Genomic DNA, 15,657 nt, shown 5'->3' with positions numbered 1-15,657 from the left:
GGAGACATCATGAAACGAATAAATCTTGCGACCGGATTGCTGGCTATGGCGGTCACAATGCCTGTGTTCGCGCTCACGCCTGCGTTGCCTCCAGACGCGACCCAGCCCGTCGCTGCCGCAGAATCCGCCGACACAGCGCGGGCCGCACTGATCGCAAACGACCTGATGCTGCGGGTATCGGTCGATAACAACGACGCCGCGAAAGCCGGCGTGCCATGCGCCGACTATGGCGCCGACTCGGCCGCTTGTGCGACCGGCCGTTTCATCCTCGTCAATACCGGACAGGCGCGCATCACGGGCGATGGCTGGAAGCTCTATCTGCACAGCATTCGCCGCATCCTGAGCATCGATCATCCGAATTTCTCGTTGTATCACCTGACGGGCGACCTGTACGAACTCACGCCGCGAGCGGGAGCGGTGACGCTTGGCCCAGGCGAGCGCATTGAAGTGCCGTTCGTCGCCGAATACTGGCTGCTTCGTTATAGCGACATATTGCCCCGGCCCTATGTTGTCGTTGCAAACGCGCCGCCCGCCGTTCTCAAGCAAGACGATACCGACGACGAAACCCGTTACGTCGATGCGCTGCCGGCCGCCAATACCAACGCGCCCCTCACGCCCGCGCAGAAATTCCGCCAGCAGGTCGAGCAGGGCGCACCGCTTCCCGCGCACCAGGTCGCGGCGCGCGCATTGCCGTCGCCGATAAGGCAAAACCCCGGCGAAGGCGATGTCGACGTGCGTGGCCTCGAGTTGTCCCTTCCGGATCTCCCCGCGGGGCAAGTCGAGGCGCTGCGTGAACACGCCGGTTCGCTGGGACTCGCAACACAGGGATTGCCGGTCACCGGCGCGGTCGCACCGCACGCGTTGCCCGCTGATATCGCGGTGCCTGGCGGTTATCGTGTGCGGATCGCGCGCACGGGCGTGTCCATCGATGGCTACGACGCAGCCGGTCTTTACTATGGCGTGCAGACGGTGTTGTCGCTGACGCCGGCTGGCGGCGGCGCGATTCCCGTCATGACTATCGAGGACGCGCCGCGCTTCGCGCATCGTGGAATGATGGTCGACGTGGCGCGCAATTTCCGCCAGCCCGCCACGCTGCGCCGCCTGATCGACCAGATGAGCGCGTACAAGCTCAACCGCCTGCACCTTCATCTGTCCGATGACGAAGGCTGGCGCATCGAAATTCCGGGACTGCCCGAGTTGACCGAAATTGGCGGCCAGCGTTGCCATGACCTCAGCGAAACGCGTTGCCTCATGCCCCAGCTCGCCTCCGGTCCGGACAACCGGTCGGGCGGCGGGTATCTGACGCGCGACGAATACATCGCGTTGCTGCGATACGCGAATGATCGATTCGTCGAGGTCATTCCCGAAATCGACATGCCCGGCCATTCCCGCGCGGCCGTGGTCTCCATGGAAGCCCGATACCGCCGGCTGCACGCGCTCGGCCAGGAGCAGGAAGCGAACGCGTTCCGGCTGATCGATCCCGATGACACGTCGAACACGCTGTCGGTGCAGTTCTACGATCGCCGCAGCAATCTGAATCCATGTTTGAGCGGCGCGTTGAATTTCGCGGGCAAGGTGATCGGCGAGATTGCCGCGATGCATCGTGAGGCAGAGGCGCCGTTGAACGTGTGGCATTTCGGCGGCGACGAAGCGAAGAACATCCTGCTTGGCGCCGGTTTCCAGCCGCGCGACGGGAAGGACGCGGACAAGGGCCGTATCGATATGGCTGCGCAAGACAAGCCTTGGGCGCGCTCGCCAATGTGCGCGGCGTTGCTGAAGCAGGAAAACATTGCGTCGGTCGACGAATTGCCGTCGCGGTTTGCGCGTCAGGTCAGCGCGCTCGTGAACGACAACGGCATCGAGACAATGGAAGCGTGGCAGGACGGTGTGAAACACGCCAGCGGCCCGCACGACTTCGCGACGAAGAACACGATGGTCACGTTGTGGGACACGCTTTACTGGGGTGGAGCGGACACGGTGCAGAGTTGGACCGCGAAGGGGTATCGCGGGATTCTGGCCTTGCCTGACTATTTGTACTTCGATTTCCCGTACACCCTCGATCCACATGAGCGCGGCTACTACTGGGGATCGCGTGCAACGGACAGTTTCAAGACGTTCTCGCTCGCGCCGGACAACCTGCCGCAGAACGCGGAAGTCATGCCCGATCGCGAGGGCAAACCCTTCGAGGTGACGAGCAAGGGGCCGGCGGCGCATGTCTATGGCATGCAGGGGCAGGCATGGGCCGAGGTGATTCGCAACGATCAGCAGTTCGAATACATGGTGTACCCGCGTCTGCTCGCGCTGGCCGAGCGCGCCTGGCACCGGGCGGACTGGGAGCGGCCGTATAAGGAAGGCGAGCGCTACAAGCTCGGTGAAACCGATCTCGTCGATAAACTCGCTCTCGCTCGCGATTGGCAAGGCTTTGCAAGCGTGGTGGAACAGCGCGAACTGCCGAAGCTGAAACGCGCGGGCATCGGTTACAGAGAGCCAGCGCAGGCCGTCGCGCAGCCTGGTATAGAAAAGGCCGACTGAAGCTGGCTTTGCTGGATACCCGGCGTCAGTTGACGCCGGGTATCGAGGCGAGGATCGCGCATCTTCGAGTCTTTCAACGCGCTTAAGCTCCGTTTAAGCCCCGCCCAGCGCGTCCCGGCTAGAATAAACGTCCGGGCCGCGAGGTCGCCAAGCTTAGAGCCGCAGAGCGAATCATGCGAATCCTGCTAGTTGAAGACGACAGAATGATTGCGGAAGGCGTCCGCAAGGCGCTGCGCAGCGATGGCTTCGCGGTCGACTGGGTGCAGGACGGCGAAGCGGCGCTGACGGCCGTTGGCGGCGAACCTTACGACCTGATGCTGCTTGATCTGGGCCTGCCAAAACGCGACGGCCTGGATGTCCTCAAAAGCCTGCGCGCCAAGGGCAACACACTCCCCGTATTGATTGTTACCGCGCGCGATTCCATCGCCGACCGGGTGAAGGGGCTGGACGCCGGCGCCGACGATTACCTCGTCAAACCCTTCGATCTCGATGAACTCGGCGCCCGCATGCGCGCGCTGATCCGCCGCCACGCGGGCCGCGGCGATTCGCTGATCCGCCACGGCGCGCTGACGCTCGATCCCGTAGGCCATCAGGTCACGCTGGAAGGCAATGCCGTCGCGTTATCGGCGCGTGAATTCGCGCTCCTCGAAGCCCTGATGGCGCGCCCCGGCGCCGTCCTGTCCAAAAGTCAGCTCGAAGAAAAAATCTACGGCTGGGGCGAGGAAATCGGCAGCAACACGGTCGAGGTCTACATCCATTCGCTGCGTAAAAAGCTCGGTCCCGATCTCATCCGCAACGTGCGCGGCCTCGGCTATATGGTGTCGAAGGAAGCCTGATGCATTCAATTCGACGCCAACTGCTGGTGTGGCTGCTGGCGTTGGTTATCGTCGGCGTGGGGTTCGCGGGCTGGCTGATCTACCGGCAGGCGCTCGCCGAAGCCAACGAGCTGTTCGACTACCAGCTTGAACAGATTGCGGCGGCGTTGCCATCGGAACCGTTTTCGTCGGTGCTGCAATCGCGCAGCGACAGCGACGAAGGCGTTGTGATCCAGATCTGGAACCGTAACGGCGTGCTGATGTACTACTCGCATCCGCGCGTGCCGCTTGCGCCACATGCCGAACTCGGCTTTTCAACCGAAGCCACCGCGCGTGGCGAATGGCGCGTGTATAGCGCCATCGTTGGCGACAACGTCGTGCAGCTTGCGCAGCCGCTATCCATCCGCAACCGGCTCGCCGCCGGCGTCGCGTGGCGTACCTTGTGGCCGCTCGTGTTGCTGCTGCCGCTGCTCGGCATGGCGATATGGATCATCGTGGGGCGCGGTTTGATGCCGTTGCAACGCGTGACGCGCGCACTCGATACGCGTCATCCCGAAGCGCTCGAACATCTGCCCGATAACCGCTTGCCCGAAGAAGTCGTGCCCGTTGTGCGCGCGCTGAACGCGCTGCTCGACCGTCTGGCGACCGCGCTCGACACACAAAAGGCCTTCGTCGCCGATGCCGCCCATGAACTTCGCACGCCGCTCGCCGCCGTGCAGATCCAGTCGCAACTCGTTGCGCGCGCGAAAGACGACGATTCGCGCAAGGAAGCGCTCGACGACCTGCAGGCCGGCATTACGCGCGCCACGCGTTTAGCTGAACAATTGCTTGCGCTCGCACGTTCGGAACCCGATGGCAAGAGCGCGACCACGCCCGTCGATCTGCATGCGCTGCTTGATGAGTGCGTCGGCGGATCGGTGCTGGTCGCGCAGCAGCGCGGCGTGGATCTTGGCATCGAGGCGAGCGAGGCGGCAACCGTCACGGGCGACCCGAACGCGTTGCGCGTGATGTTCAACAATCTCATCGATAACGCCACCAAATACACGCCCGATGGCGGCCGCGTGGATGTCTGCCTGCGCGTGAAAGAAGGCGCTCCGATCGTCGAAATCTCCGATAACGGCCCGGGTATTCCCGCCGAGGAACGCGTGCGTGTGTTCGACCGGTTTTATCGCGTGGGGGCGAGCGCCGACCGTGCGCGCACGGACGTGGCGGGCAGTGGTCTAGGGCTTGCCATCGTGCGCCGGATCGCCGAGCAGCATGGCGCGACGGTCTCGCTTGCGGAATCGAAAGGTGGTGGTTTGCTGGTATCGATTTGCTTCAACGCAGCCTGATTTCATTGCTTTAAGTAACCTTTAAGCGGCGCCCCGTACTCTTCGTTTCATCATGAAGCGCATCCCCGAGGAGCACACGATGAAAGCGAAGATCATTACCCGCAGCGCCGTTGCGGTAGCCGTTGCAGTCGCCTTGTCGGCGGGTTATGTGGCCGGTAACCACAACGTTGCCACGCCGCAGGTCATCACGCCGGCGCAAGCCGCAATGATGCCCGCCGAAGCCGCCGCCAAAACCGGCATTCCCGATTTCTCCGGTCTGGTCGAGACCTACGGCCCGGCCGTCGTCAACATCAGCGCAAAGCATGTCGTGAAGACAGCCGCGCGGCGTGGCATGAATGGCGGCGCGAACGGCGGCAATCCGCAATTGCCGATCGATCCGAGCGATCCGTTCTATCAGTTCTTCAAGCATTTCTACGGTAACGGCGTGCCCGGCATGGGCGGCGACGGCAACGGCAACGGCCCCAATGCCGCCGATACCCCCAGCGAAAGCCTGGGCTCGGGTTTTATCGTGAGTAGCGACGGGTACATTTTGACGAACGCGCACGTGGTCGATGGCGCGAACGTCGTCACCGTCAAAACCACCGATAAACGCGAGTACCGCGCGAAGGTCGTCGGTGCCGACAAGCAGTCGGACGTGGCGGTGCTGAAGATCGATGCGAAGAGCCTGCCGGTTGTGAAGATCGGCGACCCGAACGGCAGCAAGGTCGGCCAGTGGGTGGTCGCGATCGGCTCGCCTTATGGTTTCGATAACACCGTGACCTCCGGCATCATCAGCGCAAAATCGCGCTCGTTGCCCAACGAGAATTACACGCCGTTTATCCAGACCGACGTGCCGGTGAACCCCGGCAATTCGGGCGGCCCGCTCTTTAACCTGCAAGGCGAAGTGATCGGCATCAATTCGATGATCTATTCCCAGACCGGCGGTTTCCAGGGGCTTTCGTTCGCAATCCCGATCAACGAAGCGATCAAGGTGAAGGACGCACTGATCAAGACGGGACACGTGGATCGCGGGCGTCTTGGCGTGACGGTGCAGGGCATGAACCAGACGCTGGCGAAATCGTTCGGCATGCAAAGCGCGAACGGTGCGTTGGTGAGTTCGGTGGAACCTGGCGGCCCCGCGGCGAAGGCAGGTCTTGAACCGGGCGACGTGATTTTGTCGGTGAACGGACTTGCTGTCGCCGATTCAAACGCGCTGCCGGCGCAAGTCGCCGGTCTGCCGCCGGGAACCACCGCGAAGCTGCAGGTCTGGCGCGACAAGGGTACGAAGGACCTGACGGTGACCGTCGGCGCCTTGAGCGATGCAAAGACCGCAAGCACGGGCGGCGCGGACAAGAGCGAATCGGCATCGCAGGATGCGCGTCTGGGCGTGGCCGTGCGGCCGCTGACGCCTGAAGAGAAGCAGAGCGCGTCTTTATCGCGTGGTCTGCTGGTTCAACAAGCGGGCGGCGCGGCGGAAAGCGCAGGCATCCAGGCCGGCGACGTGATTCTCGCGGTCAACGGCCAGCCGGTCACGACCGTCCAGCAATTGAAGACGATGGTCAAGGCCGCGGGTGACAGCATCGCGTTGCTGATCCAGCGCGACGATGCCCAAATCTTTGTGCCGGTGGATCTCGGCTGAAGCGGGATTTCCGGGTCACGGCGTCTTCGTGACCCGGAAATAGGGCGGGATGCGGGCATGAACTGTGCTGATTCGTCTGTTCAGATGCTGCGCTGCCGGCAGCAATCAGAACCGCACGCCGATGAAGGCGTCTGAAGTCCACAAGGAGCTATACAAATGACCAGGACGACGAACGCAGCGACGATCCACCGAACACCGAAGCAGAATGGATTTAAAAAGGTATCGATCGCGCTCCTCGCGGCCGCCTTGACTTTTGGCGTGGCGGGCGGCGCGTTTGCACAGGCGTCGAGCGCCGAAACCAGCGACATGAGCAGCGCCGGCAACACGAACGGCGGCGGACTGCCGCAGGTTCAGACGCAAGGCAATGTGTCGTACACATCGGGTGGCGTGGGGCTCGACGAGTCGCACGCGCTGATTCGCGAACAGGCGCACTGGCCGCTTTCGTTGCGTTTTACGGGACCGACGGCCGACTATCTTTCAGACGTCCACGTTCGAATTGCGGATGAAAAGAACGGCGAAGTCCTCAAAACCGATGCAATGGGCCCGTACATGCTCGTGAAATTGCCGCCGGGCCGCTATACGGTCTACGCCAAGTACAAGGATTCGGAGAAGAAACAGGCGGTGACTGTGGCCGGAAACGGCAAGGCAAAGGCGGCATTCCACTGGTCGACCCAGTAAGCGGATGCAGTAATCGGAACAAACTGCCGGGACCGACACGAACGCGCGCACGATGTGTGGCGCCGGACATAAACCCGCGCACAACGCTTGCACAACTCCCTCGGAGTTGTCTCATAATGAAAGCCACGGGTCCCGGAAAGCCCGTGGTTTTTTTGTGCGTCGTGCGCAAGACGGCGCAGTTTAGTGTCTTACATCGAAACCGCTATTGATCCAGCATGAAACCGGGAGCGCACGATGAACACCGACACCCATCACATTGAAATTTCGCTGAACACGCGGCGGCATCGCGTGATTCATCAGGGCGTGACGTTTGCCGACACGCAGGCGGCGCTGACGCTCGCCGAAACCGGTCTCGATCCGGTGCATTATTTCCCGCGCGGCGACGTCAACATGGCGCGCCTCGCCAGGTCCACGCACACCTCGCATTGCCCGTACAAGGGCGACGCCACTTACTACCATCTGCTCACCGAAGAAGGTCCGATCGAAAACGCTGTCTGGAGCTACGAAGAACCGCTGGAAAGCGCCACGCAGATCAAGGGCTATCTCGCGTTTCACCCGACGCGCGTCGATCGTATCGATGAAACGTCGGGCGCCTGATTACTGAACCGCCGGATAGGATCAGGGGAGGTCGTGATGGAAGTTGCCGATGCTTTACGCATTCCGCTCGACCCCGCTCTGGTACGCGAGGCGCTGGGCGATCTGGCGCTGGTGCGAGCGAGCATCGACAATTGCGAATCGCTTCTGCGGCTGGCCGGCGGTGAATACATGCTCGCGATGACCGTGCCGCTCGGCGCGTTGCGGTCACGTTACGTGATCCGCGCGCACGTGGCCGAAGCGCGCCGTGTGCCGCGACATGATGGTCCCGAGGGCGAAGTCGACGCCCAGACATTGAGCTTCAAGGCGCGCGGCGAAGGCGTGGGATCGTTGCGCGGACAAATCGCGGTGGCAATGATTCCGGACGCGAACTGCGAATCGACGTGGATCGAATATACGGTCTGGGCCACGCTCACCGGGCCGCTAGCAAGCTTGCCGCCGCGTCAGATCGAAAACGCTCTGCGCGAAGTCGCCGATGATTTCTTCGCCGAATTCTGCGAAGTGGTGCGCGCAAAGCATGGTCATCCGGCGTCGCAGGCGCCGAATGCCGCAGTCTCGCGGCGGCATGTGTTCCTGAGACCCATTACCATGTCAGCGGCATTTGCGCGGCCGGCGAGCGCCGCGGCGCAGAAGTCGCGCGCGGCTGCGGCCGATGCCATTGGCGGCGTATTGCGGCATCGGCTGCATGGGCACACGCCACGGCATCATCCGCACAGCTTGCCCGCGTGGGCCTGGGCCGCAATGCTCGGCTGCGTCGCAATCTTCCTGTTTCTCGCGCAGCACTACGGCTTGCAATGAGGCACGCGATTCACGCGGCGGGACGCAACATTGACGGGCTGTAGCGCATTACATCGAAACACGAGTCGATCAGCCGTTCCGATTCATTCTTCAGGTCGATGCTCTCCGGCCACATCAGCGAGTCGTACAGAATCCCGGTAAACAGCGCATGCAGGATGGTCGTGGCATGGTGGGTGTCGAGTTGCGCCGGTAACTGGCCTTTGTCGACGGCATTCAACAATCCCCGTTCAATCTTCTCCTTGCCTTCGCGCATATTCGTCTGGTGGCGTTCGCGCACCGGACCCATGTCTTCGACGAACTCGCATTTCAAGAACAAGATATCGAATACGCGGCGCCGCTGTTCGTCCAGCGCGATATTGCGCATGCACCAGATGAAGATATCGCGCATCCGTCCGAGGGGATCGGGTTCTTTTGTGTCGAGCGTGGCTTCCACCAGTTCGTCGAGCGGTAACAGGCTGCGGTCGAACATGGCGGTGAAAAGATCGCCTTTGTTCGCAAAATGCCAATAAATGGCGCCGCGTGTCACGCCGGCTTCGAGTGCAATATCGGCCAGCGTCGTGCGCGACACGCCCTTCTCGAAGAACACGCGCTCGGCTGCATCCAGAATGCCGTTGCGCGTCTCCGCCGCCTCTTCCTTCGTTCGTCGGACCATTATTTCGTCAATTCCAGCTTGCCTGCTCAGCGCAACAATACGGCGCTTTCTTACATTATCCTGCAGCGACGTCACACATTTGTTTATCGTCCTTCGATGCTCCGAGACGATTCCTCTCGCGCTGCTCGTGTTCACGTACGATCGTCTCTTTTACGTTCGTCCGTGAATGTATATACAATACCATCCGTCCAACGATAGCCCAAGCCGCATTGACCGGTTAATATCCGACACAGCTTTCAGCCGCCGCCCGTCCGCGAGGCCCACCCCAGGCCCACACAAGCGGCAGTCGCACGACAGAGACGACGCCCGGCGCGGAACACGAATGATGGTCGGGGCACTGGTTTTTACGCCCACAGGCTACTGGTTTGCGTCTAAAGACGCTTGTTGCGGCCCGCCGGCAGGAGAGGCGGCCGCGCACTTATTTCAATCTCAGTCTTTGACAGAGGTCGCTCCATGCGCGTCGAACGGGTTCCATTCCGCTTAATCAGTGCCGCGACGGCTGCCCTAATCCTTGCAGCCTGCGGACAAAAACAATCACCACCGCCGCCCCAGACGCCTGAAGTCGGCGTCGTCACCATCCAGCCGACCATCGTTTCCGTCGTCAGCGAACTGCCGGGCCGCACGAGCGCGTATCTCGTCGCCCAGGTGCGCGCGCGGGTCGACGGCATCGTGCAGCGCCGCGAGTTCACCGAAGGTGCAGATGTGAAGGCAGGTCAGCGCCTTTACAAGATCGATCCGGCGCCGTACATCGCAGCACTGAATACGGCCAAGGCCACGCTTGCGAAGGCCCAGGCCAACGTCGCGACGCAAAATGCGCTCGCCGCGCGCTACAAGGTGCTCGTGGCCGCGAACGCAGTCAGCAAGCAGGACTACGACAACGCGGTGGCAACGCAAGGGCAGGCGGTTGCGGACGTGGCGTCGGGTAAGGCTGCCGTCGACACGGCCCAGATCAACCTGGGCTACACGGACGTCGTATCGCCTATTACGGGCCGTATCGGCCTGTCGCAGGTCACGCCGGGCGCGTATGTGCAGGCAAGCGCGGCCACGCTGCTCTCGACTGTCCAGCAACTGGATCCGGTTTATGTGGACCTGACGCAATCGAGCGTGGACGGCCTCAAGCTGCGCCGCGACATTCAGGAAGGGCGTCTGCAGACGGGTGGCCCGAACGCCGCCAAGGTCTCGCTGATCCTTGAAGACGGCCGCACGTACTCGGAACAGGGCAAGTTGCAGTTCTCGGACGTGAGCGTCGACCAGGGCACCGGTTCCGTGACCGTGCGCGCGATTTTCCCCAACAAGGATCGTGTGCTGTTGCCGGGCATGTTCGTGCGCGCTCGTATTGACGAAGGCGTGAACAACAAGGCGCTCGTCGTGCCGCAAGTCGGCGTGACGCATGACCAGAAGGGCCAGCCGACGGCGCTCGTGGTCGACGCGGACAACAAGGTGGTGCTGCGCCAATTGGTGACTTCCGGCACGTATGGCTCGGGCTGGGTGGTCGACAGCGGGCTGAACGCGGGCGACCGGGTGGTCGTGCAGGGCACGGACAAGGCGCGGCCGGGTTCGACCGTCAAGCCAGTCGATGCGCAATTGCCGCCGCCGGGTGCTCAAGGTGCTTCCGGCGCCGCCGCAGCTTCGGCTCCGGCTGCCGGCGCCAGCGGCGCAACGGCTTCGAGCGCTCCGGCGCCCGCTTCCGCGGCAGCCGCCTCCGCAGCATCAGGCGCGTAATCAGGCGCATTTGACGGAATAACAGGGAGCCTGTTTCATGGCAAAGTTCTTTATCGATCGCCCGATTTTTGCCTGGGTGATCGCGATTATTCTGATGCTGGCGGGGATCGCTTCGATCTTCACCTTGCCGATCGCGCAGTACCCGACGATCGCGCCGCCAGCCATTCAGATCAGTGCCACGTACCCGGGTGCTTCGGCCACGACGGTCGAAAATACGGTGACGCAGGTGATCGAGCAGCAGATGAGCGGCCTCGATCACTTGCTGTACCTGTCGTCGACCAGCGATGACTCCGGCACGGCCACCATCACGCTGACGTTCGCCGCCGGCACCAACCCTGACATTGCTCAGGTTCAGGTGCAAAACAAGTTGCAGCTGGCTACGCCGCTGTTGCCTCAAGCCGTGCAGCAGCTCGGCACGAAGGTGACGAAGTCGAGCAGCAGCTTCTTGGTGGTGATGGCGTTCGTCTCCACCGACGGCAGCATGGGCCGTTACGACCTCGCGAACTATGTTGCCTCGAAGATCCAGGATCCGGTCAGCCGTATCGACGGGGTGGGTACGGTCACGCTGTTCGGCTCGCAGTTCGCAATGCGAATATGGCTGGACGCGACCAAGCTCAATAACTTCTCGCTGACGGCAATCGACGTCAAGAACGCCGTGTCGAACCAGAACGTGCAGGTCGCGGGCGGCGGGCTCGGCGGGACGCCGGCGGTTCCGGGGCAGATGCTGCAGGCAACCATCACGGAAGCCACGCTGCTGCAAACGCCCGAGCAGTTCGGCAACATCCTGCTGAAGGTCAATCCTGATGGCTCGCAAGTGCGTATCAAGGATGTGGCGCGCATCGAGCTGGGCGGTGAAAACTACAACTTCGATACGAAGTACAACGGTCAGCCGACCGCCGGCTTCGGTATTCAGCTTGCCACGGGCGCCAACGCGCTGAACACGGCAAAGCTGGTGCGCGCGAAGATCGACGATCTGTCGAAGTATTTCCCGCCGGGCCTGGTCGTGAAGTATCCGTACGACACCACGCCGTTCGTGAAGCTGTCCATTGAAGAAGTGGTCAAGACGCTGATCGAAGGTATCGTGCTCGTGTTCCTGGTCATGTACCTGTTCCTGCAGAACCTGCGCGCCACGCTGATCCCGACGATCGCCGTGCCGGTGGTGTTGCTGGGCACGTTCGCGGTCATGGGACTGGTCGGATTCTCGATCAACACGCTGTCCATGTTCGGGTTGGTGCTCGCCATCGGCTTGCTGGTGGACGATGCAATCGTGGTGGTGGAAAACGTCGAGCGGGTCATGGCCGAGGAGGGGTTATCGCCGAAGGAGGCGACTCGGAAGGCCATGGACCAGATCACCGGCGCGCTGGTCGGCGTGGCACTCGTGCTGTCGGCGGTGTTCGTGCCGGTGGCATTCTCGGGCGGCTCGGTGGGCGCGATTTATCGTCAGTTTTCGCTGACCATTGTTGCGGCCATGATCTTGTCCGTGCTCACCGCGTTGATTTTGACGCCGGCGTTGTGCGCGACGATCCTGAAGCCTATCGACAAGGACCATCACGTCGAGAAGAAGGGTTTCTTCGGCTGGTTCAACCGTACGTTCACGAAGAGCCAGGACAAGTATCACAGTGGCGTTGAGCACGTGATCAAGCGTTCGGGCCGTTGGCTCATCATCTATCTGGTGGTGATCGTTGCGGTGGGTTTCCTGTTCGTGCGGCTGCCGAAGTCGTTCCTGCCCGACGAAGACCAAGGCACCATGTTCGTGATCGTTCAAGCGCCGGCAGGCTCGACGCAGGAACGCACGGCCAAGGTTCTCGCCGATATCACCGACTGGCTGCTGAAGGACCAGAAGGATATCGTCGACGCCGTCTTTACCGTGAACGGCTTCAGCTTTGCCGGCCGCGGCCAGAACTCGGGTCTCGTGTTCGTGCGAATGAAGGACTACGCGCAACGCCAGCACGCGGACCAGAAGGTGGGCGCGCTCGTTGGCCGGATGTTCGGGCACTTCTCCACGTACAAGGACGCGATGGTGATTCCGGTCAATCCGCCGTCGATTCCGGAACTCGGCACGGCTTCGGGCTTCGACTTCGAGTTGCAGGACCGCTCGGGTCTCGGGCACGACGCGCTGATCCAGGCGCGCAACATGTTGCTCGGCATGGCCGCGAAGGACCCGACGCTCGCGCAGGTTCGTCCGAACGGCTTGAACGATACGCCGCAGTTCAAGGTGAACATCGATCGTGAGAAGGCGAGCGCGCTGGGTGTGTCGCCGGCGGACATCGACAACATGTTCTCGATTGCGTGGGGTTCGTCGTATGTGAACAACTTCCTCGACGTTGATAACCGGATCAAGAAGGTCTACATCCAGGGCGATGCGCCATTCCGCATGAACCCCGAAGACCTGAACGACTGGTACGTGCGCAACAGTTCGGGTGGCATGGTGCCGTTCGGCGCGTTCGGCTCGGGCAAGTGGATCTACGGTTCGCCGAAGCTCGAACGCTACAACGGTATTTCGGCCGTGGAAATCCAGGGTGCGGCGGGTCCGGGCAAGTCGACGGGTCAGGCCATGGCCGCCATCGAAGCAATCGCGGCGAAGTTGCCGGCGGGTATTGGTTACGAATGGACGGGCTTGTCGCTGCAGGAACGCCAGTCGGGTTCGCAGGCGCCGATTCTGTACGGCATCTCGATTCTCGTTGTGTTCTTGTGTCTCGCGGCGCTGTATGAAAGCTGGTCGATTCCGTTCTCGGTGATCATGGTCGTGCCGCTCGGTATTTTGGGCGCACTGCTCGCGGCTACCTTGCGCGGACTGGAAAACGACGTGTTCTTCCAGGTCGGCTTGTTGACTACGGTGGGCTTGTCAGCGAAGAACGCAATTCTGATTGTGGAATTCGCCCGTGACTTGCGCTCGCAGGGACGCACGACGGTTGAAGCGGCCATGGAGGCGGCGCGTCTGCGGTTGCGCCCGATTCTGATGACGTCGCTGGCGTTCATTCTCGGCGTGTTGCCGCTCGCGATCAGTAACGGCGCGGGTTCGGCGAGCCAGCACGCCATTGGTACGGGCGTGATCGGCGGGATGTTGACGGCGACCTTCCTGGCGATTTTCATGATCCCGATGTTCTTTGTGGTGATCAGCAAGATCAGTCATGACAAGGGCACGCCGCATCACGACCACGGTGGTACGCCTGCTCCGGCCAAGGAAGGAAATTGAGATGCTAAAACACTCCTTGATAGCAGCAGCGGTCGCGTTTTTCGCGGCTGGCTGCACCATGGCGCCGAAGTACGTGCGCCCGGCGGCGCCGGTCGATCAGACGTTCCCGCAAGGCGGCGTCTACGACAAGCAGCCGAGCGCGACATCGGGCGACGCGAACGGCCGCAGCGCCGAAACGAAACCGGCGGTGGATATCGGCTGGCGTGATTTCTTCGCCGATGCCCGCTTGCAGCGGATCGTCGAAATCGCGTTGAAGAACAACCGCGATTTGCGTGTGTCCATGCTCAACGTCGCTTCGGCACGTGCGCAGTACCAGATCACGCGCGCGAGCTTGTTCCCGACGCTCGATGCAGTCGGCTCGCAAACGAAGCAGCGCACGCCAAAGGATCTGTCGTTCTTCGGCCAGACCATCTCGAATCAGTATTCGGTTGGTGCGAATGCATCGTGGGAAATCGACTTCTTCGGGCGGATTCAAAGCCTGAAGGATCAGGCTTTGGCGCAGTATTTCGCGCTGGCCGAGACGCGCAAGGCGGCGGAAATTTCGCTCGTCTCGCAAGTCGCCGATCAGTACCTCACCATGCTTTCCGACGACGACCAGCTCACCGTCACGCGCAACACGCTGAAGACGGCGGACGAGTCGTATCGGATCACGAAGCTGCAGTTCGATAACGGCGTGGGTACCGAGCTTGACGTGCGTCAGGCTCAGGGCGTTCAGCAACAGGCCGCGGCCAACCTGCAGTCGCAAATGCGTCTGCGGGCGCAGGCCGAGAACGCGCTGGTGCTGCTGGTCGGCGAGCCGTTGCCCGCCGATCTGCCGCCTGGCTTGCCGCTCGACAGCCAGAACCTGCTCGCCGATATCCCTGCTGACCTGCCGTCCGACCTGCTGACGCGGCGTCCGGACATTGCATCGGCAGAGCAGTCGTTGCTGGCGGCGAATGCGAACATCGGCGCGGCGCGCGCGGCGTTTTTCCCGAAGATTTCTCTCACGGGAAGTTTCGGGACGTTGTCGCCGTCGCTTGGCGGATTGTTCAAGCCGGGTTCGGCTGCATGGTCGTTTGCACCGCAAATTTCGATTCCAATCTTCGAGGGCGGCGCGAACATCGCCAATCTCGACGTGGCGCAGATCCAGAAGCGCATCGAAATCGCGAATTACGAGAAGGCGATTCAGACCGCGTTCCGCGAAGTGGCAGATGGCCTGGCCGCACGCGGGACCTACGATCAGCAGATCACCGCGCTCGAATTGTTCACGAAGTCGCAGTCGCGCAGGCTGGAATTGTCGGACCTGCGTTATCGCAACGGCGTGGACAGCTATCTCTCGGTGCTGACGGCGCAGGACGATTTGTACACCGCGCAGCAACTGCTGATCACGGCGCGGCTGAACCGGGCGACCAACCTCGTGGATTTGTATCGTCAGCTGGGTGGCGGCTGGATCGAGCATGCGGGCGATCAGCCGCGTCCGTCGGATCTGATCCCGGATTATCGGGATATCGGTACGCCGGCGACGGCGGCTCCGGCTGCTGCGGCTTCAGGCGCGACGGTGGGTTCGGTATCGACCGGGCCTTCGACGGGTTTCGCGAAGCTGGTGCCGGTGCAGCATTTGATGCCGGTGGCGAAACCACAGGTCGACGCTGAAGGGAAAGCGGTTGGGTCGGCGGGATAGTTTGGATAGTGGGATCGTTTGGAAAAAAACCGCAGCCATGGCTGCGGTTTTTTTGTCTGCG

At 62.1% G+C, this 15,657-nt stretch carries 11 protein-coding genes; 10 read left to right on the top strand and 1 reads right to left on the bottom strand.

The features are described from left to right. Positions 1-9: 9 nt before the first annotated feature. From HB633_RS23440 to HB633_RS23410, 7 genes are all read left to right on the top strand, one after another. Positions 10-2,532: a family 20 glycosylhydrolase gene (locus tag HB633_RS23440; RefSeq protein ID WP_213780517.1), complete on the top strand. Its 2,523-nt coding sequence runs from the start codon at positions 10-12 to the stop codon at positions 2,530-2,532. A gap of 173 nt (positions 2,533-2,705) precedes the next feature. Next, positions 2,706-3,368, top strand: coding sequence for a response regulator (locus HB633_RS23435; RefSeq protein WP_213780516.1), 663 nt, complete (start codon positions 2,706-2,708; stop codon positions 3,366-3,368). After that, positions 3,368-4,678: an ATP-binding protein gene (locus HB633_RS23430; protein WP_213780515.1), complete on the top strand. Its 1,311-nt coding sequence runs from the start codon at positions 3,368-3,370 to the stop codon at positions 4,676-4,678. The genes HB633_RS23435 and HB633_RS23430 overlap by 1 nt, the downstream gene beginning before the upstream one ends. Before the next feature lie 79 nt (positions 4,679-4,757). Then, on the top strand, positions 4,758-6,296 hold the full coding sequence (locus tag HB633_RS23425) for a DegQ family serine endoprotease (protein WP_213780514.1): 1,539 nt from the start codon (positions 4,758-4,760) through the stop codon (positions 6,294-6,296). Positions 6,297-6,452: 156 nt separating this feature from the next. Further along, a complete protein-coding gene (locus HB633_RS23420) occupies positions 6,453-6,974 on the top strand; it encodes a carboxypeptidase regulatory-like domain-containing protein (RefSeq protein WP_213780513.1) in 522 nt (173 codons plus the stop codon). 234 nt (positions 6,975-7,208) lie between these two features. Beyond that, a complete protein-coding gene (locus tag HB633_RS23415) occupies positions 7,209-7,571 on the top strand; it encodes a DUF427 domain-containing protein (RefSeq protein WP_213780512.1) in 363 nt (120 codons plus the stop codon). 36 nt (positions 7,572-7,607) lie between these two features. Beyond that, entirely contained in the window at positions 7,608-8,366 is a 759-nt protein-coding gene (locus HB633_RS23410) for an SRPBCC domain-containing protein (protein WP_213780511.1), read from the top strand. Positions 8,367-8,376: 10 nt separating this feature from the next. Here the strand turns inward: HB633_RS23410 and HB633_RS23405 are convergent, their stop codons facing one another. Further along, a complete protein-coding gene (locus HB633_RS23405; protein WP_056351494.1) occupies positions 8,377-9,018 on the bottom strand; it encodes a TetR family transcriptional regulator in 642 nt (213 codons plus the stop codon). 453 nt (positions 9,019-9,471) lie between these two features. On the opposite strand from HB633_RS23405, the gene HB633_RS23400 reads away from it, so the two are divergent. From HB633_RS23400 to HB633_RS23390, 3 genes are read left to right on the top strand one after another with little or no spacing between them, the layout of a single operon-like run. After that, complete coding sequence (locus tag HB633_RS23400; RefSeq protein ID WP_213780510.1) at positions 9,472-10,740, top strand: efflux RND transporter periplasmic adaptor subunit; 1,269 nt, start codon at positions 9,472-9,474, stop codon at positions 10,738-10,740. Positions 10,741-10,777: 37 nt separating this feature from the next. Then, positions 10,778-13,936 (top strand): efflux RND transporter permease subunit, encoded by a 3,159-nt coding sequence (locus HB633_RS23395; protein ID WP_213780509.1) that lies wholly within the window; start codon positions 10,778-10,780, stop codon positions 13,934-13,936. Position 13,937: 1 nt separating this feature from the next. Next, entirely contained in the window at positions 13,938-15,596 is a 1,659-nt protein-coding gene (locus tag HB633_RS23390) for an efflux transporter outer membrane subunit (protein WP_213780508.1), read from the top strand. Positions 15,597-15,657 lie beyond the last annotated feature (61 nt).

Origin of the sequence: Caballeronia sp. dw_276 (assembly GCF_018449635.1) — a bacterium.
Classification (GTDB): domain Bacteria; phylum Pseudomonadota; class Gammaproteobacteria; order Burkholderiales; family Burkholderiaceae; genus Caballeronia.
This window is presented reverse-complemented; position numbering and strand designations above follow the sequence as displayed.

Bases quoted from the DNA above. Each gene is read 5' to 3' on its own strand.
- HB633_RS23440 (WP_213780517.1), top strand. From the start codon at position 10: ATGAAACGAATAAATCTTGCGACCGGATTGCTGGCTATGGCGGTCACA.
- HB633_RS23430 (WP_213780515.1), top strand. From the start codon at position 3,368: ATGCATTCAATTCGACGCCAACTGCTGGTGTGGCTGCTGGCGTTGGTT.
- HB633_RS23405 (WP_056351494.1), bottom strand. From the start codon at position 9,018: ATGGTCCGACGAACGAAGGAAGAGGCGGCGGAGACGCGCAACGGCATT.
- HB633_RS23420 (WP_213780513.1), top strand. From the start codon at position 6,453: ATGACCAGGACGACGAACGCAGCGACGATCCACCGAACACCGAAGCAG.
- HB633_RS23410 (WP_213780511.1), top strand. From the start codon at position 7,608: ATGGAAGTTGCCGATGCTTTACGCATTCCGCTCGACCCCGCTCTGGTA.
- HB633_RS23435 (WP_213780516.1), top strand. From the start codon at position 2,706: ATGCGAATCCTGCTAGTTGAAGACGACAGAATGATTGCGGAAGGCGTC.
- HB633_RS23395 (WP_213780509.1), top strand. From the start codon at position 10,778: ATGGCAAAGTTCTTTATCGATCGCCCGATTTTTGCCTGGGTGATCGCG.
- HB633_RS23400 (WP_213780510.1), top strand. From the start codon at position 9,472: ATGCGCGTCGAACGGGTTCCATTCCGCTTAATCAGTGCCGCGACGGCT.
- HB633_RS23425 (WP_213780514.1), top strand. From the start codon at position 4,758: ATGAAAGCGAAGATCATTACCCGCAGCGCCGTTGCGGTAGCCGTTGCA.
- HB633_RS23415 (WP_213780512.1), top strand. From the start codon at position 7,209: ATGAACACCGACACCCATCACATTGAAATTTCGCTGAACACGCGGCGG.
- HB633_RS23390 (WP_213780508.1), top strand. From the start codon at position 13,938: ATGCTAAAACACTCCTTGATAGCAGCAGCGGTCGCGTTTTTCGCGGCT.